The organism is Rossellomorea sp. KS-H15a (assembly GCF_024195245.1).
In the GTDB taxonomy this organism is placed as follows: Bacteria; Bacillota; Bacilli; order Bacillales; family Bacillaceae_B; genus Rossellomorea; species Rossellomorea vietnamensis.
The window spans coordinates 443,769-469,985 of sequence record NZ_CP096886.1 but is presented as its reverse complement, the minus strand read 5'-3'; the positions used below and the strand labels follow the sequence as shown (position 1 = coordinate 469,985).

Annotated in this window: 28 protein-coding genes and 1 riboswitch; of the genes, 14 read left to right on the top strand and 14 right to left on the bottom strand. The window is 45.3% G+C overall.

The window, feature by feature from the left end:
- Window positions 1-25 precede the first annotated feature (25 nt).
- Complete coding sequence (locus M1J35_RS02225; protein ID WP_254653675.1) at window positions 26-886, bottom strand: bifunctional 5,10-methylenetetrahydrofolate dehydrogenase/5,10-methenyltetrahydrofolate cyclohydrolase; 861 nt, start codon at window positions 884-886, stop codon at window positions 26-28.
- Between the two features lie 40 nt (window positions 887-926).
- Window positions 927-1,023, bottom strand: a riboswitch (ZMP/ZTP riboswitch).
- A 196-nt stretch (window positions 1,024-1,219) separates the two neighbouring features.
- Between M1J35_RS02225 and M1J35_RS02220 the strand changes: the two genes are divergently transcribed.
- The 9 genes from M1J35_RS02220 (at window position 1,220) to M1J35_RS02180 (ending at window position 10,359) form a co-directional block, all read left to right on the top strand.
- Window positions 1,220-1,951 carry an SDR family NAD(P)-dependent oxidoreductase gene (locus tag M1J35_RS02220; RefSeq protein ID WP_254652674.1) on the top strand — a complete coding sequence of 244 codons (732 nt, stop codon included), beginning with the start codon at window positions 1,220-1,222 and terminating at the stop codon, window positions 1,949-1,951.
- Window positions 1,948-2,967, top strand: a complete 1,020-nt coding sequence (locus M1J35_RS02215) for an S-adenosylmethionine:tRNA ribosyltransferase-isomerase (RefSeq protein ID WP_254652673.1) — start codon at window positions 1,948-1,950, stop codon at window positions 2,965-2,967. Before M1J35_RS02220 ends, M1J35_RS02215 begins: the two co-directional genes overlap by 4 nt.
- A gap of 11 nt (window positions 2,968-2,978) precedes the next feature.
- Complete coding sequence (locus M1J35_RS02210) at window positions 2,979-3,332, top strand: VOC family protein (RefSeq protein ID WP_254652672.1); 354 nt, start codon at window positions 2,979-2,981, stop codon at window positions 3,330-3,332.
- A gap of 115 nt (window positions 3,333-3,447) precedes the next feature.
- Entirely contained in the window at window positions 3,448-4,092 is a 645-nt protein-coding gene (locus M1J35_RS02205; RefSeq protein WP_254652671.1) for a YczE/YyaS/YitT family protein, read from the top strand.
- 249 nt (window positions 4,093-4,341) lie between these two features.
- A complete protein-coding gene (locus M1J35_RS02200) occupies window positions 4,342-5,037 on the top strand; it encodes a DNA alkylation repair protein (RefSeq protein ID WP_254652670.1) in 696 nt (231 codons plus the stop codon).
- 113 nt (window positions 5,038-5,150) lie between these two features.
- Complete coding sequence (locus tag M1J35_RS02195) at window positions 5,151-6,329, top strand: MalY/PatB family protein (RefSeq protein ID WP_254652669.1); 1,179 nt, start codon at window positions 5,151-5,153, stop codon at window positions 6,327-6,329.
- A 256-nt stretch (window positions 6,330-6,585) separates the two neighbouring features.
- Entirely contained in the window at window positions 6,586-7,776 is a 1,191-nt protein-coding gene (locus tag M1J35_RS02190) for a glycine C-acetyltransferase (RefSeq protein WP_254652668.1), read from the top strand.
- A gap of 90 nt (window positions 7,777-7,866) precedes the next feature.
- Entirely contained in the window at window positions 7,867-8,808 is a 942-nt protein-coding gene (locus M1J35_RS02185) for an L-threonine 3-dehydrogenase (protein ID WP_254652667.1), read from the top strand.
- Window positions 8,809-9,102: 294 nt separating this feature from the next.
- The gene (locus M1J35_RS02180) at window positions 9,103-10,359 is read left to right on the top strand and encodes an ATP-binding protein (RefSeq protein ID WP_254652666.1); all 1,257 of its coding nucleotides are present in this window, start codon (window positions 9,103-9,105) and stop codon (window positions 10,357-10,359) included.
- A gap of 64 nt (window positions 10,360-10,423) precedes the next feature.
- Here M1J35_RS02180 and M1J35_RS02175 read toward each other — a convergent pair whose 3' ends face one another.
- Window positions 10,424-11,785, bottom strand: coding sequence for a YjiH family protein (locus M1J35_RS02175; protein ID WP_224522500.1), 1,362 nt, complete (start codon window positions 11,783-11,785; stop codon window positions 10,424-10,426).
- Window positions 11,786-12,157: 372 nt separating this feature from the next.
- Here M1J35_RS02175 and sda point away from each other — a divergent pair, with 372 nt between their 5' ends.
- A complete protein-coding gene (gene sda / locus M1J35_RS02170) occupies window positions 12,158-12,289 on the top strand; it encodes a sporulation histidine kinase inhibitor Sda (protein ID WP_079532306.1) in 132 nt (43 codons plus the stop codon).
- Window positions 12,290-12,414: 125 nt separating this feature from the next.
- On the opposite strand, the gene M1J35_RS02165 is transcribed toward sda, so the two are convergent.
- Together M1J35_RS02165 and M1J35_RS02160 are read right to left on the bottom strand one after the other, a co-directional pair.
- The gene (locus tag M1J35_RS02165) at window positions 12,415-13,728 is read right to left on the bottom strand and encodes a short-chain fatty acid transporter (protein ID WP_254652665.1); all 1,314 of its coding nucleotides are present in this window, start codon (window positions 13,726-13,728) and stop codon (window positions 12,415-12,417) included.
- Window positions 13,729-13,851: 123 nt separating this feature from the next.
- Window positions 13,852-15,369 carry a BCCT family transporter gene (locus tag M1J35_RS02160; RefSeq protein WP_254652664.1) on the bottom strand — a complete coding sequence of 506 codons (1,518 nt, stop codon included), beginning with the start codon at window positions 15,367-15,369 and terminating at the stop codon, window positions 13,852-13,854.
- Window positions 15,370-15,529: 160 nt separating this feature from the next.
- Between M1J35_RS02160 and M1J35_RS02155 the strand changes: the two genes are divergently transcribed.
- Complete coding sequence (locus tag M1J35_RS02155; protein ID WP_254652663.1) at window positions 15,530-16,399, top strand: Cof-type HAD-IIB family hydrolase; 870 nt, start codon at window positions 15,530-15,532, stop codon at window positions 16,397-16,399.
- Window positions 16,400-16,458: 59 nt separating this feature from the next.
- Entirely contained in the window at window positions 16,459-17,550 is a 1,092-nt protein-coding gene (locus M1J35_RS02150) for a PQQ-dependent sugar dehydrogenase (protein ID WP_254652662.1), read from the top strand.
- Window positions 17,551-17,588: 38 nt separating this feature from the next.
- Here the strand turns inward: M1J35_RS02150 and M1J35_RS22795 are convergent, their stop codons facing one another.
- The 8 genes from M1J35_RS22795 to M1J35_RS02115 form a co-directional block, all read right to left on the bottom strand.
- Window positions 17,589-17,660 carry a putative holin-like toxin gene (locus tag M1J35_RS22795; RefSeq protein WP_371928734.1) on the bottom strand — a complete coding sequence of 24 codons (72 nt, stop codon included), beginning with the start codon at window positions 17,658-17,660 and terminating at the stop codon, window positions 17,589-17,591.
- Window positions 17,661-17,789: 129 nt separating this feature from the next.
- Window positions 17,790-18,674 (bottom strand): nucleoside hydrolase, encoded by an 885-nt coding sequence (locus tag M1J35_RS02145; RefSeq protein WP_254652661.1) that lies wholly within the window; start codon window positions 18,672-18,674, stop codon window positions 17,790-17,792.
- Window positions 18,675-18,802: 128 nt separating this feature from the next.
- Window positions 18,803-18,952, bottom strand: a complete 150-nt coding sequence (locus M1J35_RS02140; protein ID WP_254652660.1) for a hypothetical protein — start codon at window positions 18,950-18,952, stop codon at window positions 18,803-18,805.
- A gap of 13 nt (window positions 18,953-18,965) precedes the next feature.
- Window positions 18,966-19,118: a YvrJ family protein gene (locus M1J35_RS02135; RefSeq protein WP_034764982.1), complete on the bottom strand. Its 153-nt coding sequence runs from the start codon at window positions 19,116-19,118 to the stop codon at window positions 18,966-18,968.
- A gap of 31 nt (window positions 19,119-19,149) precedes the next feature.
- Window positions 19,150-19,692, bottom strand: a complete 543-nt coding sequence (locus M1J35_RS02130; protein WP_254652659.1) for an N-acetylmuramoyl-L-alanine amidase family protein — start codon at window positions 19,690-19,692, stop codon at window positions 19,150-19,152.
- A gap of 21 nt (window positions 19,693-19,713) precedes the next feature.
- Window positions 19,714-20,346, bottom strand: coding sequence for a D-Ala-D-Ala carboxypeptidase family metallohydrolase (locus M1J35_RS02125; RefSeq protein ID WP_034764987.1), 633 nt, complete (start codon window positions 20,344-20,346; stop codon window positions 19,714-19,716).
- Between the two features lie 204 nt (window positions 20,347-20,550).
- A complete protein-coding gene (locus M1J35_RS02120) occupies window positions 20,551-20,772 on the bottom strand; it encodes a hypothetical protein (RefSeq protein ID WP_034764990.1) in 222 nt (73 codons plus the stop codon).
- The gene (locus M1J35_RS02115) at window positions 20,748-21,350 is read right to left on the bottom strand and encodes a sigma-70 family RNA polymerase sigma factor (RefSeq protein WP_254652658.1); all 603 of its coding nucleotides are present in this window, start codon (window positions 21,348-21,350) and stop codon (window positions 20,748-20,750) included. The genes M1J35_RS02120 and M1J35_RS02115 overlap by 25 nt, the downstream gene beginning before the upstream one ends.
- A gap of 304 nt (window positions 21,351-21,654) precedes the next feature.
- On the opposite strand from M1J35_RS02115, the gene M1J35_RS02110 reads away from it, so the two are divergent.
- Window positions 21,655-21,987: a hypothetical protein gene (locus M1J35_RS02110; protein ID WP_254652657.1), complete on the top strand. Its 333-nt coding sequence runs from the start codon at window positions 21,655-21,657 to the stop codon at window positions 21,985-21,987.
- Between the two features lie 26 nt (window positions 21,988-22,013).
- Here M1J35_RS02110 and M1J35_RS02105 read toward each other — a convergent pair whose 3' ends face one another.
- Complete coding sequence (locus M1J35_RS02105; RefSeq protein ID WP_254652656.1) at window positions 22,014-22,808, bottom strand: SDR family NAD(P)-dependent oxidoreductase; 795 nt, start codon at window positions 22,806-22,808, stop codon at window positions 22,014-22,016.
- A gap of 304 nt (window positions 22,809-23,112) precedes the next feature.
- Here M1J35_RS02105 and M1J35_RS02100 point away from each other — a divergent pair, with 304 nt between their 5' ends.
- Entirely contained in the window at window positions 23,113-25,494 is a 2,382-nt protein-coding gene (locus tag M1J35_RS02100) for an immune inhibitor A domain-containing protein (RefSeq protein ID WP_254652655.1), read from the top strand.
- A gap of 42 nt (window positions 25,495-25,536) precedes the next feature.
- Here the strand turns inward: M1J35_RS02100 and M1J35_RS02095 are convergent, their stop codons facing one another.
- Window positions 25,537-26,184, bottom strand: coding sequence for a TetR/AcrR family transcriptional regulator (locus M1J35_RS02095; RefSeq protein WP_254652654.1), 648 nt, complete (start codon window positions 26,182-26,184; stop codon window positions 25,537-25,539).
- Window positions 26,185-26,217: the final 33 nt, after the last annotated feature.

Here is a 26,217-nt window from a genome sequence, read left to right as displayed (position 1 = left end):
AAAGCCAGTCTCTCATGGAGCGTTTTTATGAATTCTGCAGAATACGGGCATCTTTCTCTGCAGATTCAACGGTTTGCTTTAATAGCATGGAAATCGTGACAGGACCGACCCCGCCTGGTACGGGTGTGATGGCACTTGCCTTTTCATAGCACGCATCATAATCGATGTCTCCGACGTTCCCCTTGTTGTAGCCGGCATCAAGGACGACAGCACCTTCTTTTACCCATTCCCCTTGAATGAAATTCGGCTTGCCTACAGCTGCCACGACAATATCAGCAGTGGCCAGAAGGTCAGGGAGATTTTCTGTATAGGAGTGACATGTCGTCACGGTAGCGTTCCGGTTCAATAACATCATGGAAACGGGTTTACCCAGGATCGGACTTCTTCCAACCACGACGGCGTGCTTCCCTTCAAGGGAGACTCCATAGTAATCAATGATGCTCATGATGGCTGCCGGGGTGCAGGATGGATATTCACCGAATCCCAAAGAATTTTGACCGAACCCGAGGCTCGTGACCCCGTCCACATCCTTTTCAATGGAAATGGCTTCAAAGGCAGCACGTTCGTCGATATGATGAGGTACCGGGTGCTGTAAGAGAATCCCATGTACGGAAGAGTCGTCATTCAGCTCCCCGATCACCTCAAGCAGTTCTTCTGTTGTCGTTTCTTTTGAAAGGTGGATGCGTCTTGATTCCATGCCGATCTTCGCACAGGCGTTACCCTTCATCTTGACGTACGTGGCAGAAGATGGATCATCTCCCACGAGCACCGTTGCAAGACACGGAGTGATTCCCTTCTCCTTTAGTGCAGCTACTCTTGATTTCAGGCTTTCCTTAATTTCAGATGCAACAAGTTTCCCGTCTAATACTAGTGGTTCCACTGCAATCCCTCCTGATAGTAGTAAAAAAAGACAAGGGTATCCCCTTGCCTTCTGCCCAGGCGAACGGCTAATGGCTCATGTTTTGTAAAATTCGCAGCTCCCTCGTGGTTGATTCCACATTTTCGCCAGTCACTGCTCTAATTATCTTCAAATTCATTGTAACACGAATATAAAGTGTATTTCTAGTATTAATGTTCGTGTTTTTTGCTGGGATACATCAAAAGGCTGAGAGTGTGCTACATCTAATTTTCTATAAGGTTCAACCCCGAATAGACGATTTTTTGCCTTTGAGTATTTCATACAATGTGAATAACAAGAGAAATGAAAGGGGTATGGAATATGTTCAAACACAAAATCGTCATGATAACGGGTGCTTCAAAGGGACTCGGGAAGGCTTTGGCCATGAAGTTTGCAGAAGAAGGGGCAAAGGTGGCCATCTGTGCAAGAAACGCCGGTCCACTAAAGGAAGTTGAAGAAGAACTGAGGGCATGGGGGGCTGAAGTGGTGGCTTGTGAGGCAGATGTTTCGAATGCACGGGATGTTGATCGCTTCGTGTCGGTAACAGAGGAAGTGTGGGGGAGTGTGGATGTCCTGATAAATAATGCTTCTGTGTTTGGGCCGGGACCACGCCTGTTGGCAGATTATCCCGAGGAAGAGTTTATGGAGGTGCTCAGGATCAATACGTTGAACCCATTTTTAGTAACGAAACGGGTTCTCCCAGGTATGATCAGCAGGGGGACGGGGTCCATCATAAATATAACGTCAGAAGCGGGCCGAACAGGTTTCGGGGAATGGGGAGCGTATGGTATTTCAAAATTCGCGGTGGAGGGACTGACTCAAACGTGGGCTGATGAGCTCGACGGGACGGGTGTGCGGGTGAACATGGTGGATCCGGGTGAGATGGACACGGATATGCACGACAAGGCGGTACCCGAATGTGATTATCCCCTTGCAAATCCACAAGATCACCTGGATGTCTTTCTTTACCTCGCCTCTGATGCTTCGACAATGGAACAAGGTCAGAGGTTTGAAGCGCAGGAATATCAAGGGAAAGCGAGGGAGGAGGCATGAAGGTACATTTAAATTCATTTCAAATCCCTTCCCGTTTGAACGCGGCGACACCCATCGAGCTTCAGGGGCTTGAAAGGGATGACGTCAAGCTGATGGTGCTGGACCGTGAGTACGGTAAGTGTGAACATACTGTATTTAAAAAGCTGCCTGATTTTTTACATGAGGGGGATGTGCTTGTTTTTAATAACAGCAGAACACTTCCCGCTTCACTCAAAGGGAAGCAGGGAAACCGGAATGTCCATGTTCGCCTTTCCAGAAAACGAGGCGGTAACACGTGGGATGCCCTCATCCTTGGGGACGTCCATCAAGCGGGGGAACCGATTGATTTTCCAGGAGGGGTATCTGGGCGCATAAAGGGTCCAGGAAGTGAAAGCCCCCTTGTACAGCTGGAGTTCAACAAGGGTGGCAGTGAACTGATGGACTTCATTTTCAAATACGGCGAGCCCATCCGTTATGAATACATCTCGGAGCCCTGGCCCCTGGATTATTACCAGAATGTGTATGGATCGGTACCGGGATCCGTTGAAATGGCCTCCGCCGGAAGGGCTTTTACGTGGAGGTTATTACAAGCCTTAAAGGAAAAAGGGGTGGGCATTGTGTTCATCCAGCTCCACGCAGGTTTAAGTTATTATGGGAATGATCGTTGGCCGATGCCAAAGCACCACCCCGAAGACTATCGGGTGAGTCCTGAAGCGGTTAACGAGATCCTCCACGTAAAGAATCGGGGGAAAAGGGTCATTGCAGTGGGCACGACGGTGGTACGGGCACTTGAGACGGTCATGACGCAGCACGGGCAGCTGCAGCCTGCTGAAGGTGTTACAAATCTGTATATAACCGGCGATACATCCCTCCAAATCGTAGACGGCCTCATTACAGGGCTGCACGAACCGGAAGCGAGTCATTTGAATCTCTTAAAGGCGTTCATGTCCGAGGACAAATTGCGTCATGCCTATCAAACGGCCCTGGCAAAAAACTATAAATGGCATGAATTCGGAGATATGAATATCATTTTGTAAGGAGAATGGATATGAGACTTCATCACATTGGGATAAATGTAAAGAGCCTGGAGAGGTCAAAGGAATTTTATCAATCCCACTTTGGCTTTAAGGAAGAAATGGTTTTTAAGTGGGGAAGTGAGAACATCATGTTTCTGAAAAAGGGGGATTGCCGGTTGGAGCTCATAGAGGAATCCGGAGAGGGTGGCTCAACCTGTGCATTCCTTCATATCGCATTGGAAGCCGACGACCTTGAAAAGGAAGTTGAATCCGTAAAAGAGAAGGGACTGGTGCCTGTGGAAGGCCCTCTTCTTCTTGAAAATGGATGGAAAGTGGCTTTTTTCTTTGGTCCCGATGGAGAAATCATTGAGTTGATTGAAGAGTAGAAGGTGATTTATCCCCACTAAACCCATAGGCTTTATGAAATTTTTTTGTCCGGAAATCTGTGATACAGTTATCCGGGTAATAAATGAACTGACTATGGTGTAGGAAGGGATTTTCATGAATAAAGAAAAGAGTTTACGCTGGTCATTCTTCTTTGTGGGACTGCTCGTGCTGTCGTTTGGCATCAGCTTGACGATCAAGGGGAAAGACCTTGGAATCGGACCTTGGGATGTATTCCATTATGGGTTATTCAAGCAGCTTGGTCTGACGATCGGGACGTGGTCCATCATTGTGGGCTTCATCATCCTGTTTGTGACAGGTCTTGGGACCAGGTCATTTCCTAAAGCCGGTGCTTTTATCAATATGCTGTTAATTGGCATTTTCATAGATGTATTCAATTTTATACTGCCTGACCCCCATTCTTTCCTGGCGCAGGCCATCGTGTTTGCCATTGGGATCGTAGTGATCGGGTATGGAATCGGTCTGTACGTATCAGCGGACCTCGGAGCGGGACCGCGGGATAGTCTCATGCTGCTGGTCGTTGAGAAAACGGGTTGGAAAGTTCAATGGGTTCGGAATGGAATGGAAATCATCGTGTTCTTCTTCGGGTGGTTATTGGGTGGTCCTGTCGGGGTCGGTACCGTGATCATCGCCTTGGGACTCGGTTCCATCGTTGGATTTTCATTGCCTCAAAGCAAAAAGCTGTTACACTTTCTCATTGCAAGACAGATGACAAAACGAGACAATCCTTTAGCAAGCTAAGGGTTGTCTTTTTTTACAGCCTAAAAGGGATTTCAAACGATCATCCAGAAGTATGAATAGAGTTCTGGTATTTGGGATCTATTATGTGAGAAGGAATGGGTGGGAGTATGAAAGAGCTTGTAGACTATTGTTATCTCTGTCAAAAGCCCCTCTATTGTTTTGACGGTTTCTTTAACGGTGTTCAAATGGGGGATGGAAAGAGTTGTTGTTTTGAATGTGAGGAACGGAGTCAAAAGGAGGAGACGTTACATGAGTCATGAGTATGCTGATAAACTGATTGCCCTATTGAACGATCATCAAAACAGTGAAAACAGGGAAGCCATGGAAGCGTATATGAGAAATCAATTTGAGTTCTTTGGCATTAGGAGTCCGGAACGCACTGTCTTGCTCCGTGATTTTCTGAAGGAGAACGGTAAGCCGCCTATTGAAGAATTGCCTGATATTGTCCGTTCTCTCTGGTCCTGCCCTCAGCGGGAATGTCAATACGCCGCTCTCGGCCTGATCGATAAACAATCAAGATACTTAACAAAAGAGCATCTTCCCCTTTTGGAAGAAATGATTGTAACGAAATCCTGGTGGGATACGATTGATCATATCGCACCTAATCATGTAGGGAAAATCTATCAAAAAGAAGAAGATGACACATACTTAGAGAAATGGATTCAATCAGATAATATGTGGTTGAATCGCATCGCTATACTCCATCAATTGAAATATAAAGAAAAAACCGATGAGGCACGCCTTTTCAGATATATCAACATGCACCATCAATCCAATGAATTCTTTATCCAAAAGGCCATTGGCTGGGCCCTGAGGGAGTATTCAAAAACGAATCCCGAATCGGTGAAACGTTTCATCGCTTCAGAGGAGTTGGCTCCACTCAGCATTCGGGAAGGATTGAAGCATGTGAATCGAAAAGCTAAGGTGGAGAAAACGGGAAAGTAGCAAGGGGTCATGAAAAGAGATAAGGGGAATTTCCTATTTATTTTTCAGGTATTCACCCAGGCCCCAATCTAGTATAAAGTAAAGAAAGATAGATTTGAGAGGGGCATTGGGATATGAATTGGAATGATTGCATCGAGAGAACGAATACACACTCCGTTAAATGGTCGTTTCCAAAAGGGGATGTGATCCCTATGTGTATAGCAGATATGGACTTCCAGGTTTCTTCTGCCATTGTGGAAGCAATGAACAAGAAGGCCCGGCACGGCATTTACGGCTATACGACATTTAGCGATCGATACTTTGAGTCCATTATGTCATGGTGGAAAAGGCGTTTCCAGATGGATATTAAGAAAGAGTGGATCAGCTTCAGTCCCGGGATCATTCCCGGAATCAATGTACTGTTGTCCGTGCTGACTGAGCCTGGAGACGGTGTCATCATTCAGGATCCGGTTTATTATCCTTTCTATAGCACGATCGAGAATCACGGCTGTTCGGTGGTGAAGAATACGTTACTCTACAAAGATGGCGTGTATTCCATCGATTTCGACGATCTGGAAGAGAAAGCGAGCCGGTCAAGAACCAAGATCCTTATCCTTTGCAGCCCGCATAATCCTGTCGGTCGGGTGTGGACGAATGAGGAACTGTCGAAAATCGGTGATATCGCCAAACGTCATGATTTATGGATCATCTCTGACGAAATGCACGGTGATTTAGTGTACGAAGGATTTGAACATATTCCTCTCTTTAAAGTGGATGAGAGTCTGCTTAAGAGAAGCATAGTATGTGCCGCTCCAAGTAAAACGTTTAACATAGCGGGGTTGCAAACCTCCATCCTCCTTATCCCGAATGAAGAGGTAAGGGAAAGGTATCAGGACAAGCTCACCGGCTTTGGACTGATGCGCCCGAATGTGTTCGGGATTGAGGGTACCATCGCGGCATATGAGGAAGGGGAACCATGGCTGAATGAGCTCCTGATGGTGTTGGAAGAGAATAAACAGTATGTTCATAACTATCTGGATCAGCATCTGCCGGAACTCCGGGCCATCCAGCCACAGGCCACCCATCTGATCTGGATCGACTGCTCAGATCTCGACATGCAGGGGGATGAGCTTTGCAGATTCTTCCTGGAAAAAGCCCGGGTCAAATTTGACGAAGGCTTCAAATTCGGAGAAAGCGGCCAATCCTTCGTCCGGATGAACATCGCCTGCCCTAAAGAACGGGTCGACCTTGCCCTGAGAAGAATGCACGAAGCCATACTCGAACACCGGGTAAAAAGCAGGATAAGTAAATAACAAACGTGGATGAACAGAAGTGACGGCTTTTGTTCATCTTTTATTTTTCCCCCAAATAAAATCAACTAACTTATACCATTAAGGGAACACTACTATTAAACCGAAATCTGAAGATATTTTTTGTCCATCACAAAAAAACATGTTAAACTAAAAAATAGAACAATCCTTAGAAAACACAAAGAATCAACTGATAAATACTGTATTTTTGGAGTGGACATTTGTTTTTAAAACGCTTACATAACAGGAGGACGAGTATATGACAAGCAAGACATTAGATCACTTTCTACAAGAAAATCTTGAAGATTTAAAATCACGCGGTTTGTATAATGAAATCGATCCATTGCAAGGTGCAAATGGACCGGTGATCACCATTAATGGGAAAAAGCTCGTGAACCTATCTTCCAATAACTATCTTGGACTTGCTACAGATGAACGCCTGAAAAAGGTAGCGATTGAAGCCGTGAAAGAATATGGTGTGGGAGCAGGAGCGGTCCGTACGATCAACGGTACGCTGGATCTTCACGTGAAGCTTGAGGAAAAGCTTGCGAAATTCAAAGGAACAGAAGCGGCGATTGCGTATCAATCCGGTTTCAACTGTAATATGGCGGCTATTTCAGCGGTAATGGACAAAAATGATGCCATCCTTTCAGATGAACTGAATCACGCATCCATCATTGACGGATGCCGTCTATCAAAAGCCAAGATCATCCGTTTTGGTCACTCTGATATGGAAGATCTTCGTGCAAAAGCGAAAGAAGCGAAGGAATCCGGTCAATACAACAAAATCATGATCATCACAGACGGCGTATTCTCCATGGACGGGGATGTATGTAAGCTTCCTGAAATCGTTGAGATCGCTGAAGAGTTCGATATCATGACGTATGTAGACGATGCCCACGGTTCCGGTGTCCTTGGAAAAGGTGCAGGGACAGTCAAGCACTTTGGTCTGTCTGATAAAGTCGACTTCCAAATGGGTACGTTATCGAAAGCAATCGGGGTAGTCGGCGGATATGTGGCCGGAACACAAAACCTGATCGATTGGTTAAAGGTCCGTTCCCGTCCATTCCTATTCTCTACATCCTTGACACCTGCAGATGTGACGGCTTGTACGGAAGCACTTGATCTGATCATGAATTCCACAGAACTACAGGATAACATGTGGGAAAACAGCCGTTATTTGAAAGAAGAGCTGACGAAGCTTGGATTCGATATCGGAAAAAGTGAAACACCTATCACACCTGTCATCATCGGTGAGGAACAGGCAACGCAGAACTTCAGTAAGCGTCTGTATGAAGAAGGGATTTATGCTAAATCCATCGTGTTCCCGACTGTACCAAGGGGAACAGGCCGTGTCAGAAACATGCCTTCCGCTGCACATACGAAGGAAATGCTTGATCAGGCGATTGCAGCGTATGAGAAAGTCGGAAAAGAAATGGGTATTATCTAATCAAACAGTACAAATCGTATAGGGTGCGACTTACATAGCCGGCCCTCTATGTTTACGATATCACCAAAGGTAAATGCAGGAGGAAAGACGATGAAAAAGATTTTAGTAACGGGTGCACTTGGACAAATCGGCTCCGAGCTCACCAATAGAATGCGCGAAGTATACGGTTCGGATAACGTCATTGCAACGGATATCCGTGAAACCGATAGTCCGGTCGTGAAAAATGGACCGTTTGAACAACTTGACGTCACCAATGGCGAGAAAATGTTTGATATTGCTAAAACACATAAAGTGGATACGGTCATTCACCTGGCCGCTCTCTTATCCGCGACTGCAGAAGCGAAGCCGCTGCTTGCATGGAACCTGAACATGGGCGGACTTGTGAATGCCCTTGAGACATCAAGAGAATTAGGCTGCCAATTCTTCACACCGAGTTCCATCGGAGCATTCGGTCCATCTACACCGAAGGATTCAACGCCTCAGGATACGATCATGCGCCCTACGACCATGTACGGAGTGAACAAAGTATCCGGTGAGCTTCTTTCAGATTACTACTTCACGAAATTCGGAGTGGATACAAGAGGATTGCGTTTCCCTGGACTGATTTCATATGAAACCCTCCCAGGTGGTGGAACGACGGACTATGCGGTAGAAATCTACTACGAAGCGATTAAACATAATGAGTATACTTCCTATATTGGTGAGGGTACTTACATGGATATGATGTATATGCCAGACGCCCTTAATGCGATCATCGACCTGATGGAAGCGGACGGATCTAAGCTTCTGCACCGTAATTCCTTCAATGTGTCAGCCATGAGCGTGGCGCCTGAAGACATCGCCGGGGCGATCCGCGTTCACCAGCCGGACTTCAAACTGAATTATAACGTTGATCCCGTTCGCCAGAGCATTGCAGAGAGTTGGCCAAACGCCATCGACTCCAGTGCAGCCATGAACGAATGGGGCTTTAAAGCAGAATACGATTTAGCCAAGATGACGGCAGATATGCTGAATAAATTAAAAACGAAGTAAGTTTAAGGATCCCTCTGCAGGTCAGAGGGACCCTTTTTTTATGTTCCACAGAGTTTAATATGCGACAAAAAATGACATTTATTGACGGGGACATGATATACTTCAATTAACAGAAAAAAGAAATTCAACAGAAACAGTATGAAATGTCAATAATAAAAGGTTTCTTATAAATGGGATGGTGGTACATATGAACTATATAACATGCAGGCTACCAACCTTTAGATTTTACAGACGTTGAATTGCACCGATACAACCTATAAATCATTGAAAGTAAGAGTGAGGCTGGTGACTTAGATGGCAGAAAAAGTGAATGGTAAGGAACCGACATTCCACAAGTTAATCATAATACTCATGGCTCTATCCGTATTACAGGTCATCGACCTACTCATCCTTGATTCACCATGGGACTTCATCGCTTCACTCCTTCTCATGTGCGCCATAGTGGCGGTTCTCCTCATCCTGTTAAAAAGGGGCAACCGGTTCATGATGCGGCACCAAAAGCTGTTGGAAGAAGAAAATCAGCTATCCACCCTCCTTCATTCGCTCCCGGACTTTGTGTGCTTCAAGGATGGAGACGGGCGCTGGTTGAAGGTCAATCAATTTGGTCGCAGGCTGTACAATTTGGAAGACATCGATTATGTCGGCAAGACGGACCGGGATCTTGGGGAACTTGTGCCTTTCTTCAAAGACGCTTTCGACTATTGCATCGATTCCGATGAAGAGTCATGGAAGGCGGAACAGGTGACACGCTGTGAAGAAGGGTTCTTTCTGCCGAACGGGGAGTTTAAGACCTTTGATGTCATTAAAGTCCCACTATTCCACTCGAACCATGAAAGAAAGGGCCTTGTCATCATCGGCAGGGATATTTCCCAGCAGAAGATCGCCGAAGAAATGCTGTTACGGAAAGAAAAGCTTTCCGTAGTGGGAGAGCTGGCAGCGGGGATCGCACATGAAATCAGGAATCCCCTGACAAGTATCAAAGGCTTCATTCAATTATTGGAAGAAAATGAGCATGTGTCAGGTCACTATCTTAAGGTCATGTCATCCGAAATGGACAGGATCAACCAGATTGTCGGAGAACTGCTTATCTTATCGAAACCCCAAATGAGGGAATTCCAGTCTTTTGATATGAGTGAAGTGCTGCGATATGTGGTCAAAGTCATGGGACATGAAGCGCTTCTGAAGGGAATCACGTTGAACATCAAGCTCCCTACATCCCCGATTCTTGTATTTGGTGACAAGAATCAATGCATCCAGGTGTTTATCAACATCATTAAAAACGCCATTGAATCCATGGATGAAGGGGAAATTGATGTCGACTGGAAAATAAGGAATGAGTCCATTCATATCATCATCGAGGATGAGGGGACCGGTATCCCTCCAGATCGTTTGAAACGACTGGGAGAGCCGTTCTTCACCCTGAAGGAAAAGGGCATGGGACTGGGTCTAACGATCAGTCAAAAGATCATCGAAGACCATAAAGGATCCCTTCAGATTGATTCTGAGGTGAACAAGGGAACGAGGGTGGAAGTGACGTTTCCGGTGGTTTAAAAGCAATAATACTTATTCCCATCAAAAAAACCAGGTTCGAAAGCGAACCTGGGTTTTCCTATTCTTAAAAGATCATATGAGCAATCGCTACAATCACAAGTAATGTCAAGAATGTACGCTGCAGGAAGATGATGACCAAGTCCTTGAAATCGACCGGGATCTTGGAACCAAGGAGCAGTCCGCCAACTTCAGACATGTAGATCAATTGTGTAACAGATAAGCAGGCGATGACAAAGCGCGTCAGCTCACTTTCAATTCCGGATCCGAAGATGGCCGGGAGGAACATGTCAGCAAACCCGACAAGGATGGAGCGTGATGCTTCTGTAGCTTCCGGGATTTGCAGGAGCTCCAGGATCGGGATAAGCGGCATACCGATGTATTCAAAGAACTTCGTATTCTCGGCTACAATCAGAGCCGTCGTCCCGATTGCCATGACGATGGGAGCGACCCCCATCCACATATCCAACACGTTTTTCATTCCATCTGAGAAGAACTTAGATGCACTGTTATTGTTCTTTGCTTGTACAAGAGCCTGCTCGTAGCCATAACCGATCCGGCTATAACCTTCAGGGATCTCTTCCATCGTGTTCTTCCCTTCCTGACCATTGAAATACGTGTCAGGCTTTCGGGATAGAGGCGGTATCCTCGGCAGGATAATCGCTGCAAGGAGTCCGGAGGCAGATACAGTCAGATAAAATGGAATGAAGTATTCCCCAAGATTCACCTGTGAAATGACAACAAGGCAGAAAGTGATGGATACGACTGAGAAGGTTGTCCCAATGACCGCTGCTTCCTTCTTCGTATAATAACCATCTTCATATTGTTTACTTGTCAATAATACGCCGATCGTACCGTCCCCCAGCCATGACGCCAAGCAGTCAATGGAAGAACGACCCGGAAGGCCAAATACAGGGCGCATAATTTTCGTTAAGAGTGCCCCGAATAATTCCAGTAGTCCGAAATTCAATAATAGCGGCAGGAAGAGTCCTGCAAAAAGAAATACAGAAAAAAGAATGGTAAGAAGTCCGTCCGCGTTTAATAGAAGTCCCCCTGTTGCATCAGACCAGACCCACTCAGGACCTAATTTAAACAGAGTCATCACGGCAAAGATGGCTCCGACTACTCTGACAACGGCCCATACAGGTCGAACATCGAATAGACTAGTGAAAAACGGTGATTTTTTAATGAAATCCGGCTGTGCGAGCTTGGTGACTAACGTCCCGATGACTGTCAGGATGATCAACCCCGTCATTATGGCCGGTACATAGCTGCCGATCCAGTCCTGCAGAAGTCCGGATAAGACCGCGATCGGTATCGTAATTCCGTCTTTCCCCGGAATCGGTATCATAAATAAGAAAACTCCCAATAAGGAAGGGATGATAAAGCGTAAATGACTGGTTGGTGTAAAACGATGTTGCTGATTCATAAATTCACCTCAGAAGTAGTAGTAACAGTAACGGAAAAATGAAACATTATTCATTCTAATGCATACATATAAATTTGTCTATAGAAAATTCCCGGAAAGGCATGTATGTATCCCTCAGATGGTTTTCCCAAAGAAGGGATAGGTCAAACATAGAGTGATAGATAAATCAAAATAAATAATGATACAAAAAAGAAAGCGCTATCTTTATGTATACCTTTCATTTTACTAAAATTTTTAAAAATTTCAATAATAACTCCGGCATAGGTGAGTATAGAACCAATAAAAGATATTATATTTTGAAAAATAGAGGTTTATCCTCTTTTTAAGTGGGTATAAAGAATTCATACCTTAGATAGTCAGGAGTTGTAATAGATGACATCTTTAACAAAACTTACTGAAGAGCAATTGACCAATGTGTATCAACTGGCACAAGAAGAAGGGTTGGAAGAAGAGTTTATTGAGATGCTAGAAGGGGAGATGGAAAGAAGGGAAAGTGTACGCTAGAAGACATGCGAATATAATAGATAATGAACGTCCATACATAACGGCTGGTCTCTCAGGGAGGCTGGCCTTTTTATTGATCCAAGAAAAAAGCACCATCAACGAGAATGGTGCTTTCGCTTTTTCTGTTATAAAAATAGTAACCCCAGTGAAATGACGACTCCACTGATGACAAGGATAATCACACAGTAGCCCATAATATCCTTTGCCTTCAGTCCCGCGATGGCTAGAGCCGGTAAAGCCCAGAACGGCTGGATCAAATTGGTCCATGCATCACCCCATGCAACGGCCATGGCGGTCTTGGCGACCGATGCATCGAGGGTTTGAGCGGCATCGAGCATGATCGGAGCCTGAACGGCCCACTGTCCTCCACCGGAAGGAACGAAGAAGTTGACAATCCCTGCGCTCAGGAAGGCAAAGAAGTAGAACGTCACATCATTTGAGATCGATACGAAAGCTTCACTCATGACGACAGCGAGTCCGGATGCCGTCATCATCCCCATGATTCCCGCGTAGAAAGGGAACTGGATGACAATTCCGCTTGCCCCCTTAATGGCCTCCTGTACAGCCGCAAGGAAGCGCTTCGGCGTACCATGAAAGAGGATGCCCAGAAATAGAAACAGAAAGTTGACGATATCTAAATTGAGTGCGAAACCATTTTTAACAAAATACGAAAATAAGAACACAATTCCGAGTACCGCGACAATGATCGATAAGATCATACTGTTCTCAAGCTTGTCGGCAGGGGTCATCGCTTCTTTTTCAAGAGTGGCAGCTGTCTCATTGAAGAGCTCAGGATCAACCGTAATCGTCTCATCTTTTGCTGGCATTAACATCCTGTTGGTAATGGGCAGGACGATGAATAATGCGGCCACGATGATGAGAGTGGATGTTGCAAAGATGGTTTCATTGGTCGAGATGACCCCGATCAAATCCTGGAACGGATGACCGTCAGTCGCAATCGATAACGGGATCGACCCGGAGAATCCTGCATGCCAGACCACAAATCCTGAGTAGGCACTGGCAATGAGCAAGCGGTAATCGACGCCCTTCACCCGTTTGGCCAGTTCTTTTGCAAACAATGCCCCGATGACCAGTCCGAACCCCCAGTTGATCCAGCTTGCAATCATGGACACGACGGTCACGATCACTATGGCAGAGCCGGGAGATTTGGCGAACGAAGCAAGAAATCCGAGGAAACGTTTAAATAATGGACTGCTCGCAAGGACATACCCTGTCACAAGGACAAGTACCATCTGCATGGAAAAGGCGAGCAGGCTCCAGAATCCATCCCCCCAATACTGAACCATCTCAAGGCTCGAACTTTCAGTGAAAATGAGCCCAAGACCGAACACAGCCAACGTTAAAATGACCACAAATAAAAATGGATCAGGCAAATAACGCTGCATGATTTTGTTAGATAATGAAATAAGTCCTTTCATCTTCATCCCCCTTATAAAAATATACCTCCATACTATTCTTCTATAGCGAATAATGAAAACCCTTTCAAAATGTATAAAATGAAAAAAGCGCCTGACTCTTTATATGAGTTCAGACGCCAAAGGCTATTTTTTTACAGGTCGGGACCTTTCTTTCTTTTCTTTTCGGAGAAGTCGGAATAACGTCACACACATCAAAATCAGGATTGCCGTGAATGGCAGTGCAGATACAAGAGAAGCAGTCTGTAAGCCCTCTAAACCACTGGATACGAGCAATACAGCTGCAATGGCGGCAATCAATACTCCCCAAACGACCTTCACGATCATTGGAGGATTTAAGCTCCCCTCTGTCGTCATACTACTTAAAATGTACGTCGCTGAATCAGCCGACGTAATGAGAAAGGTAAAGATCAAAAGAATCGATAAGACAGACAGTACCATGGTAAAGGGAAGTTCACCATATGTTGAAAATAAGGCACTTGTTACATCTTTATTGACCCCTTCCGCAATCGAGGTACCGCTGAATAAGTCCAAGTGAAGGGCAGTTCCTCCAAAGACGGCGATCCACATGAGAGCAATGAGCGGTGGAACGACAAGCACGCCTACAATAAATTCCCTGATTGTCCTCCCTCGTGATACCCGTGCGATAAAGGCACCGACAAATGGAGACCAGGCAATGGCCCATGCCCAGTAGAAAATCGTCCAGTCCTGTACCCAGGTTCCTCCCTGATAAGGTGTGAGACGAAGACTGTAGCGGATGAAATTCGAAATGTAATCACCGATTCCAAGTGTGAATGTGTTTAAGATAAAGACTGTCGGACCGACGATAAACACAAAGAGCATCAGAATAAGAGCCAAGGATAAATTGAGATTACTGAGCCATTTAATGCCTTTATCAAGCCCTGTTGTGGAGGATGCTAAGTAAAGGATGAGAAGGATCAATACAATCACCAATTGAGTCAACGTGCCGCTCCCTATTCCAAAGACGGAGCTCAATCCTCCATTGATCTGAAGAATCCCGAGGCCGAGTGAAGTAGCGACACCCATGACGGTTGCAATGACCGCCAGTATATCAATGGTATTTTTAATAGCATGTGAACCTTTACGTTGACCAATCATGGGAGTGAGAGAAGTGGAAACGAGTCCATTGTCCCCTTTTCTAAATTGAAAGTAGGCAATGATCAACCCGACAATCGTAAAGACCGACCATTGACTGACTCCCCAGTGGAAAAAGGCATACCCCATTGCGAGGCGGGCGGCTTCTTCCGTCTGTACTTCCACACCCGGGATCGGAGTTTCAAAGAAATGACTCATCGGTTCTGCAATCCCCCAAAACACAAGTCCGATTCCAAACCCGGCGGAAAATAACATCCCGATCCAGGTGAAGAATGGATACTGTGGCCGTTCGTCATCCTTTCCGAGTCGTATTTTCCCGTATTTACTTCCCATAAGAAACAGTAGAAATAACACAAAGAAAAACACGGCCGCAAGATAAAACCATCCAAACGAATAGGTGGTGAAACCAAATGCAGCATTCGCTCCTTGTGCAAAAAGTTTCGGAAAAGAAGCGCCAAAAACAACTAAGATGGACACAATAATAGCTGAAATCCAAAACACTTTGTTCAAATATGTACGGTTACCCATGAATAATCCTCCTGACGTAGTAGACGAGCGTTCTCTTTATTTCTCATACCCTAATTCTCCCAGGGTATTCATATCCGGAGGGTGTTCAGTATAAAACCATAAAAGATTCATGATACAATGGCTAAATTAAGAATACTCAACAACAGGAAGGTGTTTACAAATGATTACATTCATTGCTACAGATATGGACGGAACATTATTAAATGAAAAACAGGAAATCAGTGAAGCGAATAAGCAGGCCATCCTGGACGCACAGGAGCAGGGAATCGAAGTAGTGGTAGCCACAGGCAGGTCATATGAGGAAGCCCGATATGTCATAGAGGAGGCAGGCATCTCATGCGATATCGTCTGTGCCAATGGAGCAGAAGTGCGGAACAAACAAGGCGAAATCATCTATCAGGCGGGCATTGAGTCAGCACGTGCAAGAGAGATTGCCGCTGTCTTAAATGAAACCGGCATTTACTTTGAAATCTACACAGACGAGGGAACGTATACGGAAAACTATGAAATGGGAGTCGAATTAATCGTCAACATTTTCACAACAGCCAATCCCGGCGTGTCTGAAGAACAAGTGAGACAAGCTGCCAGGGAACGATTTGAAAAAGGGCATATCAAATTGGTGGAAGATTACGGGGTCCTGTTCGAGGATGACAACCAGCTTGTATACAAATTCCTTGTTTTCTCCTTTGATGAGAAGCAGCTACAGGAAGCGAACGAGAAATTAAGTGCCCTTACAGGCATCGCCATCAGCTCATCTGGTAAAGAAAATATTGAAGTGAACAGTCTTGAGGCACAAAAAGGCGTCGCCATTGAGAAACTGCTGAAAGACAAAGGACTGTCAGCTGAGAATGCCATGGCCATGGGAGATAATCTTAACGACCTGTCCATGATGAAAGTAGTCGGAAGACCCGTAGCCATGGGGAACGCCCTGGATCAGATTAAGGACTTCTGTCCATTCATCACGGCAACCAATAAGGAAGATGGTGTGGCCAAAGCCATTCAGGAAGTCATCCAACAACCGGCAAAGTAATGAGAACCTCTTCTGTTGACCATACTGGTTAAAAAGAGTGAATAAGGGGAGCTGGTAGGATGAAAATCAAAATGGGTTGGCTCGTATTGATCATTAGTCAGAGCTTATTACTTAGTGCCTGTTCGTTCGGACAGCCAGATGGGCAGCAGGAAGAAAGTGAATCCGTCACGAGACCAAGTGTCGAGAGTAAGGTAGTGGCGCAGGATCTGTCCATTCCCTGGTCCATCCAGAAGCAGGACAATGTATTTTATATCACACAGCGGACAGGCGGAATTGTGGAGATAATGGATGGGGAAAAATCCGTGGTCAAAACCAGTTTTTCCAAGCCATTATCGAGTAGACCTGAAGCCGGACTGTTAGGATTTGTGCTTCATCCCGAATTCAAAACTAACCAACAGGCATTTGCCTACTATTCGTACGATGATTCCGGGGACCATTACAATCGGGTCGTAGCCCTGAAGCGGACTGCAAACGAGTGGACCGAGGAAAAAGTCCTGTTGGACCGGATTCCAAGCGGGCAGTTTCATCAAGGTGGCAGGCTTAAGATCGGTCCTGACCACAAGCTCTATATCACCACAGGGGATGCCACCAGGCAGGATCATGCTCAGGATCCCACTTTCCTTGGTGGGAAAATTCTTCGCATGGAATTAGATGGTGGGATCCCGTCGGATAATCCATTTGAACATTCATATGTTTACAGCTACGGCCACCGGAATCCCCAAGGCCTTGCCTGGAATCGGGATGGTGAACTTTATGAAACTGAACATGGTCCGAATGGGTATGATGAAGTCAACCTGATCAAGGCAGGAAACAACTACGGATGGCCGAAGATCACGGGAGATGAAAAGGGAGAGTCGTTGATTTCACCCTTGGCCCATTCTGGAGAGCCGTCATGGGCCCCGTCTGGAGCTGACTTCTGGAACGATGATCTCGTGTTTGCTTCCCTTGCCGGTCAAAGTGTGAAACGGTTTGATACAGAGAATAATGAAGTATCTGAATTACTTACCGGGTTCGGACGTGTAAGAGATGTCCTCGTGGAAGGGGACACCCTTTACTTTGTGTCGAATAATACGGATGGTCGCGGCATTCCCCGTGAGAATGATGATAAGCTTTATGCCGTGGACCTGAAGTCTTTAATGAAGGAAGAATAATGTAGGAGAGAAAAAAATAACACGCTGCAAGAGCGTGTTTATGAACGTTTATTTTCATCATTGTCTTTATATTTCAGGATTGCAATCACAAACATCCCAAAGCTGAGCATCAGAGATATTACTTCGAATGTATCCATTTATACATCGCCTCCTTACTCTAAGGCTTCCCGGATCGAAGATTGTCCTATACGCTATATACGATAAAAAAACATGAAACGGATGTTTCATGTTTTTTTTTATTATCTCGTGAAAATATCCAACACTTTTGTCAGGAATACTCGTTCATCAATGGCCACGGCAACCCGGGAACAACTTGTCCCGGCACAATCCGTGGTACCGGGCCTGAAATCTGCCATGCTAAGTCCATTGGCAAGGCTTCCTTCATGCTGGACACGGATCATACGCTTCTCATACATGAACAGACCGGAGATTTCCTCAGCGGCCAAAACGGCAGACAAGTCGTGCTGGGGAGTTCCTGGGATTCCTGGTTCCAGCTTCTGGTAGGCTTCATAATAAAAGTCCAGGATGGGTTTGATGACCTTATCCAATGACGTTTTTGCCCTTGAATCGATGAAGTCCACTTGATCCGGTGTGAGCAATGCCCTCCTTGTGACATTCAATGGAACCACCGTCAGGTTCGGAGCGGTCCTGCACACAATATCTGCGGCAACCGCATCTCCATAGAAGTTCGCTTCAGCCACTTCTGTGATGTTTCCGGGGGCCAGGAATGCCCCGCCCATGAGATACGTCTCCTTTACAAGGACCATGACTTCCGGGCTCAAGAGCCAGGCAATCGCGAGTGACGTACATCTGCCCACGTTCACTATCGTAATTTCCCCAGGATGCTTCTTGATGAGTTGGAACAGCTTGCTGAAATTGGTTTTATCACCATACCGCTCTTCTGGAATAGGGGGACTCAATGGGCCCAATCCTTCCACCCCGTGAATGTCCGGAAAAAACTCAGGTTCCTCACCATTAAGTGGACCTGTACTTCCGGCAATGACCGGTATCCCTTTTTGACCAGCCAACTTTACTAGATAGGCTGCATTCCGATAGCTTTTATTCCGATCGGTATTACCAAACCCGCTGACAATCGCCACCACGTCAATATCAGGATTTTTCAAGGCATAGATCAAGGCTATTGCATCATCTATCCCAGTATCTGAAAATAGAATGATTTTTTTAATAGAAAACACCTCCTACTATGATATATGTAGGAGGTGCGGTACATGCCTGTTCGATTGTACTAAAGTCAACGGTTTATATGCTTGAATCTACCAGCGTACAGAGCGGTGGTGAGTGCCAGAAACACGAGACTAATCCATTGCTGAGGGTTCATCATGATGAGTGTCATACCGATGCAGCCCAGAAAAATAGCGGTAAATCCATAGATTATTCTCATCTATTACCTCCAACTATTGATCTTTTTTATGAAACGACTTAGATAGAGTATGGATGGCGAGTTCGAGCTGCTCCAATTTCTTCTCAAGCTTTACTAACAGAAAGAGTGTGACGGCAATGGGAAATCCGAAATTACCAAGTAATTGAACAAATACGGAATAATCCATTAGGGCTCCTCCTTTACAATAGGCCTGGCTATTAGAGTTTCAGTGCCTTTCCGATGCCAGTGGCAATGGCGTTTGAAAGTCCTGTGATGAAGTTGGAATTTTTTAAGAGATTGGCATCATTCACTGTATCAATAAAGAGGTTTTCCAGCAAAATCGCAGGCATGGCTGTTTCTCTCAATACCGCAAAGTTCGCTTCCTTCTGTCCCCGGTCCCGTACACCGTAACCTGAGAGGAAATTAATGATTTCTCCGTGCATGACGTCCTGGCGTCTTCCTGTTTCCGAAGAACTTGTCCCAGGGTAAATATAACTTTCAAAGCCGGTGCCTCCACCCGCGTTATGGTGGAGGGAAACGAAATAGGATGCCCCAAGTGCATTAGCGTAGTCGGCGCGCTCCGACAGCCCTACAAAGACGTCGGTTTCTCTCGTCAGCCTCACGTCTACCACATATTTTGCTTCGAGTAATTGTTTTACTTTCAAACCGATCGTTAACGTAAGATTCTTTTCCTGTAATCCGTTTCCAGACGCACCGGGGTCGGTTCCCCCGTGGCCTGGATCAAGTACGATAATTGGCATCTACTCTCCCCCTTTCTATTATTAAGCCCAGTAATACGCCCCGGCACCATACGGGTACTCAACACGGCTATCATTATGGACGAATGTTGAGTAAATGATGATTCCGCTGAATCCGCATGTTTTAGCGACTTCCGCCACTTGAGTCGGTGTCTTTCCTGAAGGATCGACATCGGCTGCGATTCCATAAGTATGCATACTGTTGGAGGCTCCGCCTACATTTCGGTTATGGGTGATGCTTCTGAATCCGGAGTTGATGACAACTGGAGGATTCCCCAGTTTTTTACGAAGGGCTTCAAGCTTGTACATCAGTCTTCGTACGTTCTCTTTTACCTGGGTCGAGCCGACATTTCCCCCGGAGAAGCCGCTTCCATCCTTGGAGTAGAATTCGCTGAATGCGAAGTTGGCCGTCGAACCGTCGCTTGCTTCAAGGGCATTCAACTGGCTGTGTGTCTGAGGTCCTGCAATTCCGTCAGCTGATAGACCGTAAGCATTTTGGAATCGTTTGACGGCTGCTTCCGTTCCGGGACCGAATGCTCCATCTACTGAAACATACGTTTTTGAAGGGGAAGACGCGGCCCAACCCGCTACCCTGATTTGAAGTTCCTTTACGTCACTGCCTGAATCACCTTGTCGTAGTGTTCTGGTCCAATTCATTTAACATCGCTCCCTTTATTGTTCTAGGCAAAGGGGATGATGAGTGAGAAAGACCATCCCAATCTCTCTCACTCTGTGCTGTTTGCCTTACACTGTATAAAGAAGAGTTGGAGGGGGAAATGACAACCTTCTTATGAAAATTATTGGGATTGATAGGGTTATAAAAAAAGGACAAGCACCCGGAAGTGGGCACTTGTCCTTTTTTTATTGCTTCTTCAAATCAAAGAGTCCCGGTACATTTTCAAGTGAATAATCACGGACGTACCGGATCAGCTTAATCTTTAATTCCTGTTCAAGATCGTCCCTGTTTTCAAATCGAGTCAGATACAAGGACTTCTTGATCTTGGGCTCGAACGTCCGGATGACCTTCGATTCATATTCAGTGTTGCTTTTCGCTTCTTTCACGAGATCGTATAAGATTCCCATCGTTTATGATTCTCCTTTTTTAGAATAGATTTTAATAGGCTTAAAGCTTTTCGGTGGGTCTTGGAGACGGCTTGTTGCGATACGCCAAGTGTTCTGGCGATTTCTGTATCGGATAATTCCTGCACATATGCAAGATCCAGGATATGCTTTTGTTTGTCCGTCAGTGTTTTATAGGCCCAGAGGAGTTCTTCGTTCTCCAGGCAATCCCCTAAGGTTGAATAATTGGTGAATGGAGCCATATCCGGTGACGGGTCCGGCACAAGATCGATGAACGATCCGCCCTCTTCACCTGCCTGGTCATCCAGGGTAAGAGGGTGGCGCTCGCTGTATTTCCTTATATTCTTGTCAAAGTTCACGCTGTGAAAATAAAGGGATGAACTGACATAAGAGGTAAACCGGATATCGAAATAATGAGCTTTGAAAGCGTCGTTTAAACGTTCTTCCTTATGCGCACTGGGGTGACGTAAAAATTCTTCCAGTAACTTCTGATTCTCTTCTTGACTGATAAAGGACTCAACGGCTTTATTATGCTTGAGATGAGGATAATGACGATAAAATTCTTTCACTAATGGGTTCATTCTTTTCACCACCAATAGAACATATGTTCGATTTTGAAGTAAAAAAAAGAGGAGAAAACTCTCTCGGCTTTTACTTTATAAAGAAGCGGACAGTCCCCATTCCACAACCTTCATCTTTTATATCGTTCCATAGTACTATCTATTAAACCATATATTACAGAATGAAGTAAGTGATGAATGCACTAATTTTCCTAATATCAGGTAGATTTGTGATTGATAGAGGGGTTGGAGGGTATTTTATCTAATATAATGTAGAAAGGTCCATTTCTTTTGGAAGGGAAGTGATACTGTGCGTGGTAAATGGATGTTCGCATTTTTACTCGTACCTGTGCTATTAAACGGATGTGCTTCTGAAGAGCCGAAAAAGGAACAGGATTCTACTGAAGTCAACTCGGATGTACCTGCAGACCAGCCCGCAAACAAGATGGATGTTCTGGCCAACGATGAAAAAATCATCGAGATGTTAAAGAAGACAGGAGTCATATCGGAAAATGCTTCTCATGAAGAAATTGAAAAGGCACTCAAAAAGTACCTCCAGGACAAAAACAACGACCAGCTCAACAACGAAAAAGAAAAGCAAAAGTATATTGATGAGATCAAAAAGAAAATCCAAGAGGGGAATGAAGGGCAAGGGTGAAGCATCCCTGCCCTTTTCTTAACCGGTCAGCGCATCACGCTTCCCCCTGAGATCTTAACCGATTCCCCGACAATGTTTTTGGCAGCATCGCTTAATAGATAGACGATGGTGTTTGCGACTTCGACAGGGGAAGTTAATCTTCCTGAAGGAATGCTGTCCTTCGCGATCTCCAATTGTTCCTCATAGCTTCTGCCTTCCCGCTTCCCTTTTGACTGAATAGCGTTTCGCCCCATTTCTGTATCGACATATCCGGGGCAAATGGCGTTCACTCTGATATGGTGCTCGATCGCTTCATGAGCAAAGGCCTGTGTGAACCCTGTCACTGCAAACTTGGACGCACTGTAAGCACTGTTTCCGTGGGTGCCTCTCAGTCCGGAAAGGGAAGAGATGTTGACGATCGCTCCTTTTTCTACGCCCTTCATTTGGTTATAGACGGCCTGGGAAAGCTGGACCAGTGAGAAGTAGTTTAGCTCCATGATTTTTCGTACATCTTCTTGTGATAGTTTCTCCACCAGGTCACCGCCGCCTTTCCCGGCTGAATTCACGAGACCTGTGATGGGACCGTGCTCGTTTCTTGCCGACGATAAGAGCTGTTCCCGGTCTTGGTCATTCGTAAGATCTGCTTTATACAGGAAGACCCTGCTTGAATCCTCGCAATCTGCTTTCAGTTCATTCAGCTTTTCTTCATTCCGTCCTGTAATCGTCACCCTGGCCCCCGCCTGGACGGCCACTTTCGCCGTTTCGTACCCGATGCCGCCGGTGGCACCGGTAATAAGAATATGATGATCTTTCAACGTGCTTTCATGAAAAAGGAAACTCATTTTTCACCCTCCTTGTGTTGTATAGTAGGTTTTACCCGATGGGGGGAGTTGGGAAACGGCTGGATGTACGATTTGAATATAAAGTCTTGTTTTTGAAAATAAGCTTCAATAGATGATTCGAAACAGCCGATCCCTCGTTCCATGCCGAATGAAAGACGGAATTCTGCTCAAAAATTGTAACTTTTTCACTTCTTTTGACTAGTTTTATCACTAGTATTTACAATATTCAGACTAATTGGTATGATCATTTTGTTCTTCAAGAAGAACGAATCTAGCAGTCTACCAATTTATAGGGGTGAATCAGTTGGGGAAGAAAAAGTCGGCATTAAAAGTGTTTACAAGCATTACCGCCAGTACCATTGTAGCATCCACATTATTTGCAGGTAGCGTGGCAGGGTCTAAGGTAGTACCTGCTTATGCTGCTGCCTCTCAAATGGAGTCGGCACCGATCGATTTAAACATCATTAACGAAGACCGATTGGCAAAAGCACTTCAAGAACGAGGGGTCATTTCTAAAAACGCCTCTACTGCCGACATTCAGGAAGCTGTGAAAGAGTACATACAAAAGAAAAAGAATGTAAAAGAACCTAAATCAGCCAAAGAACATAAGCATGACGAAATGGATCAGAAAGCGAAAGACTTTTTAACCAAGCAAAAGGATAAGCTGATGAAGCAAATGGAGAAAGGTCATGATAATTTCAAGAAGGGGAAACCTACAGGATCTGCCAAGGTAGATTCAGCTAAGCAGGCCCCATACAATGGAGGGGTAAGAGAGGATAAGGTTCTTGTTCTCCTGACAGAATTCTCGGATTTCAAGCATAATAATGTTATTCAAGAAGATGGATATATGTATTCTAGCGATTTTAATAAGGAGCATTATGAAAAATTAATGTTTGGGGATGAAGACTTCGAATTGTTTAATGGTGAAAAAGTCAAAACCTTTAAGCAATTTTATGAAGAGCAGTCCGGGGGAAGTTATACGTTGGACGGGACTGTATCTGAGTGGTTGACGGTACCGGGGACGGCAAAAGAGTATGGTGATGATAATCCAAGTGGGGGACATGATAATTTAAACCCGAAAGGTCCCCGTGATTTGGTAAAGGATGCTTTGACGGCAGCTGTAGAAAAAGGAATGGACCTGTCAGAATACGACGTATATGATCTATACGATCTTGACGGAGACGGAAATCAGAACGAGCCTGATGGTTTAGTGGATCATCTGATGATCATCCATGCAGGTACCGGGCAAGAAGCAGGTGGTGGTGCTTTAGGTGATGATGCCATCTGGTCTCATCGATGGGTATTGAATGGAGTGTACAGAGTACCTGGATCCTCGACTGAAGTTCCGTATTGGGGCGGCAAAATGGGAGCATACGATTACACCATCCAACCCGAAGACGGTGCAGTCGGAGTTTTCGCACATGAATTCGGTCATGATCTAGGCTTACCAGATGAGTATGATACCCAGTACACTGGTCAAGGAGAGCCGGTCGCTTCCTGGTCCATCATGAGTGGCGGCAGCTGGAATGGAAGTATTGCAGGAACGGCACCGACAAGCTTCTCCCCTCAAAATAAGGAGTTCTTCCAGAAGACGATGGGTGGTAACTGGGCCAATATTACGGAGATAGCATTTGAAGATATTGATAAGAATGGAATGACTTCATTCCTTGATCAAAGTGTAACGAAATCTAAGAATCCTGGGATCGTGAAAGTGAACCTTCCTAAGAAAGAAGTAAAGGGAATTCAGCCGAAATTCGGTGAGAAGTATTATTATAGTACGAAGGGTGATGATCTTCATACGACATTAGTGTCCCCAGAGTTTGACTTAACGAAAGCGAAAACGGCTGAAATTAGTTTTAAGACGCTTTATGAGGTTGAATCTGACTATGATTATTTATACGTAACAGCTGTAACGGATAGCGGTAAAGAAGTGGAACTGGACGTTATCGGTGACGAAAATACGGGAGGAGGCGCTGAATCGACTAATGGTTTATGGGTCGATGGAGGGTACGACCTAAGTCAGTTTGCAGGGGGAAAAGTAACTCTTTATTTTGACTACCTTACAGATGGCGGCCTTGCCCTCGACGGCTTTGCCATGGATAACGTTTCAGTGACTGTCGATGGTAAGGAAGTCTTTTCAGATGATGCTGAAGGAACTGAGAAGTTTACAAAAGATGGATTTGTCGTTTCGAACGGTATTGATTTCAAAAATCACTACTACTACCTCGAATGGAGGAACTATGCCGGTTCCGATAAAGCATTAGCCTTCTCCCGGGGAGTAAAATATAACACTGGGTTAGTCGTCTGGTACGGAGACGACAGCTTTACAGACAACTGGGTAGGAGTTCATCCAGGGGAAGGATTCTTAGGAGTAGTAGACTCTCATCCGGAAGCAATACTAGGTATGAGAAACGGTTCTCCTTCGACATATCAAAGTACCCGCTATCAAGTAGCAGATGCAGCCTTCTCATTAGACAAAGCACCAGATTGGTATATCGACTCTCCATCCCGAGGAATCTTTGACTACAAAGGCTTAAATGGAGTAAAGGTATTCGATGATTCCCAAAATTATATGAACACTTTAATTCCAGATGCCGGACGTAAAACGCCTAACTTCGGATTGAAATTCGAAGTCATTGGTGAAGCGAAAGATAATACGGCCGGAGCGGTTTGGATCCACAAATAATATAGAGAAGCGACCTTGGAACACTCTCCAAGGTCGCCTTTTTTATTCCTTCCCTATCCCATCCACAATCATCCTCACCGTCATCTCAATCTCCTTCTCATCATCCCAATCGGCTTCAGGCAGGAAGAGATACCGGACAAGAAGCAAACCGAAGATGCTTGAGGCTGAAAATCGTACGACTGCGTGTGAGGGCATGTCGATGATCTGTCCTTTTTCTTTATAATGATCAACGAGCTTCACGAATTTCTCGAATACCTTTTCGCCGATATGCTCCCGAAACTGTTCTTTAAGCTCGGGATGAAAGGGTATTTCTTGTATCAGAATTTTAAAAGCGGCCATGTTCTCTTTTAAAAATTCCTGCCGGTTCAGAATCATCGCTTTCAAGAAATCTTCATAGCGCTCATATTTCGCATCGAGGACCTTATTGAGATCCCGGATCACAAAAGGTGCGATCAGTTTAGCCATCGTCGGCGATACAATCGAAAGAAGCAGGTCCTTCTTCGTTTTATAATGGCGGAAGATGGTTCCCTCTGCGACGCCCGCCTTTTTGGCGATTTGACTGGTAGAGGTAGAGGCATAGCCCTTTTCGGAGAACATCTCAATGGCTGCCTCCACAATTTTTTGCTGTTTATCCGTCAGTGTTTCTTCCTGGTCGAATAACTGTTTGAATATATTTTTTTCTTCAGACATTTTTAAACCCCTAACTTGTCGTTCATTCCTACC

Coding starts and splice junctions, on each gene's coding strand:
- M1J35_RS02220 (WP_254652674.1), top strand. CDS start 1,220: ATGTTCAAACACAAAATCGTCATGATAACGGGTGCTTCAAAGGGACTC.
- M1J35_RS02215 (WP_254652673.1), top strand. CDS start 1,948: ATGAAGGTACATTTAAATTCATTTCAAATCCCTTCCCGTTTGAACGCG.
- M1J35_RS02210 (WP_254652672.1), top strand. CDS start 2,979: ATGAGACTTCATCACATTGGGATAAATGTAAAGAGCCTGGAGAGGTCA.
- M1J35_RS02205 (WP_254652671.1), top strand. CDS start 3,448: ATGAATAAAGAAAAGAGTTTACGCTGGTCATTCTTCTTTGTGGGACTG.
- M1J35_RS02200 (WP_254652670.1), top strand. CDS start 4,342: ATGAGTCATGAGTATGCTGATAAACTGATTGCCCTATTGAACGATCAT.
- M1J35_RS02195 (WP_254652669.1), top strand. CDS start 5,151: ATGAATTGGAATGATTGCATCGAGAGAACGAATACACACTCCGTTAAA.
- M1J35_RS02190 (WP_254652668.1), top strand. CDS start 6,586: ATGACAAGCAAGACATTAGATCACTTTCTACAAGAAAATCTTGAAGAT.
- M1J35_RS02185 (WP_254652667.1), top strand. CDS start 7,867: ATGAAAAAGATTTTAGTAACGGGTGCACTTGGACAAATCGGCTCCGAG.
- M1J35_RS02180 (WP_254652666.1), top strand. CDS start 9,103: ATGGCAGAAAAAGTGAATGGTAAGGAACCGACATTCCACAAGTTAATC.
- M1J35_RS02175 (WP_224522500.1), bottom strand. CDS start 11,785: ATGAATCAGCAACATCGTTTTACACCAACCAGTCATTTACGCTTTATC.
- sda (WP_079532306.1), top strand. CDS start 12,158: ATGACATCTTTAACAAAACTTACTGAAGAGCAATTGACCAATGTGTAT.
- M1J35_RS02165 (WP_254652665.1), bottom strand. CDS start 13,728: ATGAAAGGACTTATTTCATTATCTAACAAAATCATGCAGCGTTATTTG.
- M1J35_RS02160 (WP_254652664.1), bottom strand. CDS start 15,369: ATGGGTAACCGTACATATTTGAACAAAGTGTTTTGGATTTCAGCTATT.
- M1J35_RS02155 (WP_254652663.1), top strand. CDS start 15,530: ATGATTACATTCATTGCTACAGATATGGACGGAACATTATTAAATGAA.
- M1J35_RS02150 (WP_254652662.1), top strand. CDS start 16,459: ATGAAAATCAAAATGGGTTGGCTCGTATTGATCATTAGTCAGAGCTTA.
- M1J35_RS02140 (WP_254652660.1), bottom strand. CDS start 18,952: ATGAGAATAATCTATGGATTTACCGCTATTTTTCTGGGCTGCATCGGT.
- M1J35_RS02135 (WP_034764982.1), bottom strand. CDS start 19,118: ATGGATTATTCCGTATTTGTTCAATTACTTGGTAATTTCGGATTTCCC.
- M1J35_RS02130 (WP_254652659.1), bottom strand. CDS start 19,692: ATGCCAATTATCGTACTTGATCCAGGCCACGGGGGAACCGACCCCGGT.
- M1J35_RS02125 (WP_034764987.1), bottom strand. CDS start 20,346: ATGAATTGGACCAGAACACTACGACAAGGTGATTCAGGCAGTGACGTA.
- M1J35_RS02120 (WP_034764990.1), bottom strand. CDS start 20,772: ATGGGAATCTTATACGATCTCGTGAAAGAAGCGAAAAGCAACACTGAA.
- M1J35_RS02115 (WP_254652658.1), bottom strand. CDS start 21,350: ATGAACCCATTAGTGAAAGAATTTTATCGTCATTATCCTCATCTCAAG.
- M1J35_RS02110 (WP_254652657.1), top strand. CDS start 21,655: ATGTTCGCATTTTTACTCGTACCTGTGCTATTAAACGGATGTGCTTCT.
- M1J35_RS02105 (WP_254652656.1), bottom strand. CDS start 22,808: ATGAGTTTCCTTTTTCATGAAAGCACGTTGAAAGATCATCATATTCTT.
- M1J35_RS02095 (WP_254652654.1), bottom strand. CDS start 26,184: ATGTCTGAAGAAAAAAATATATTCAAACAGTTATTCGACCAGGAAGAA.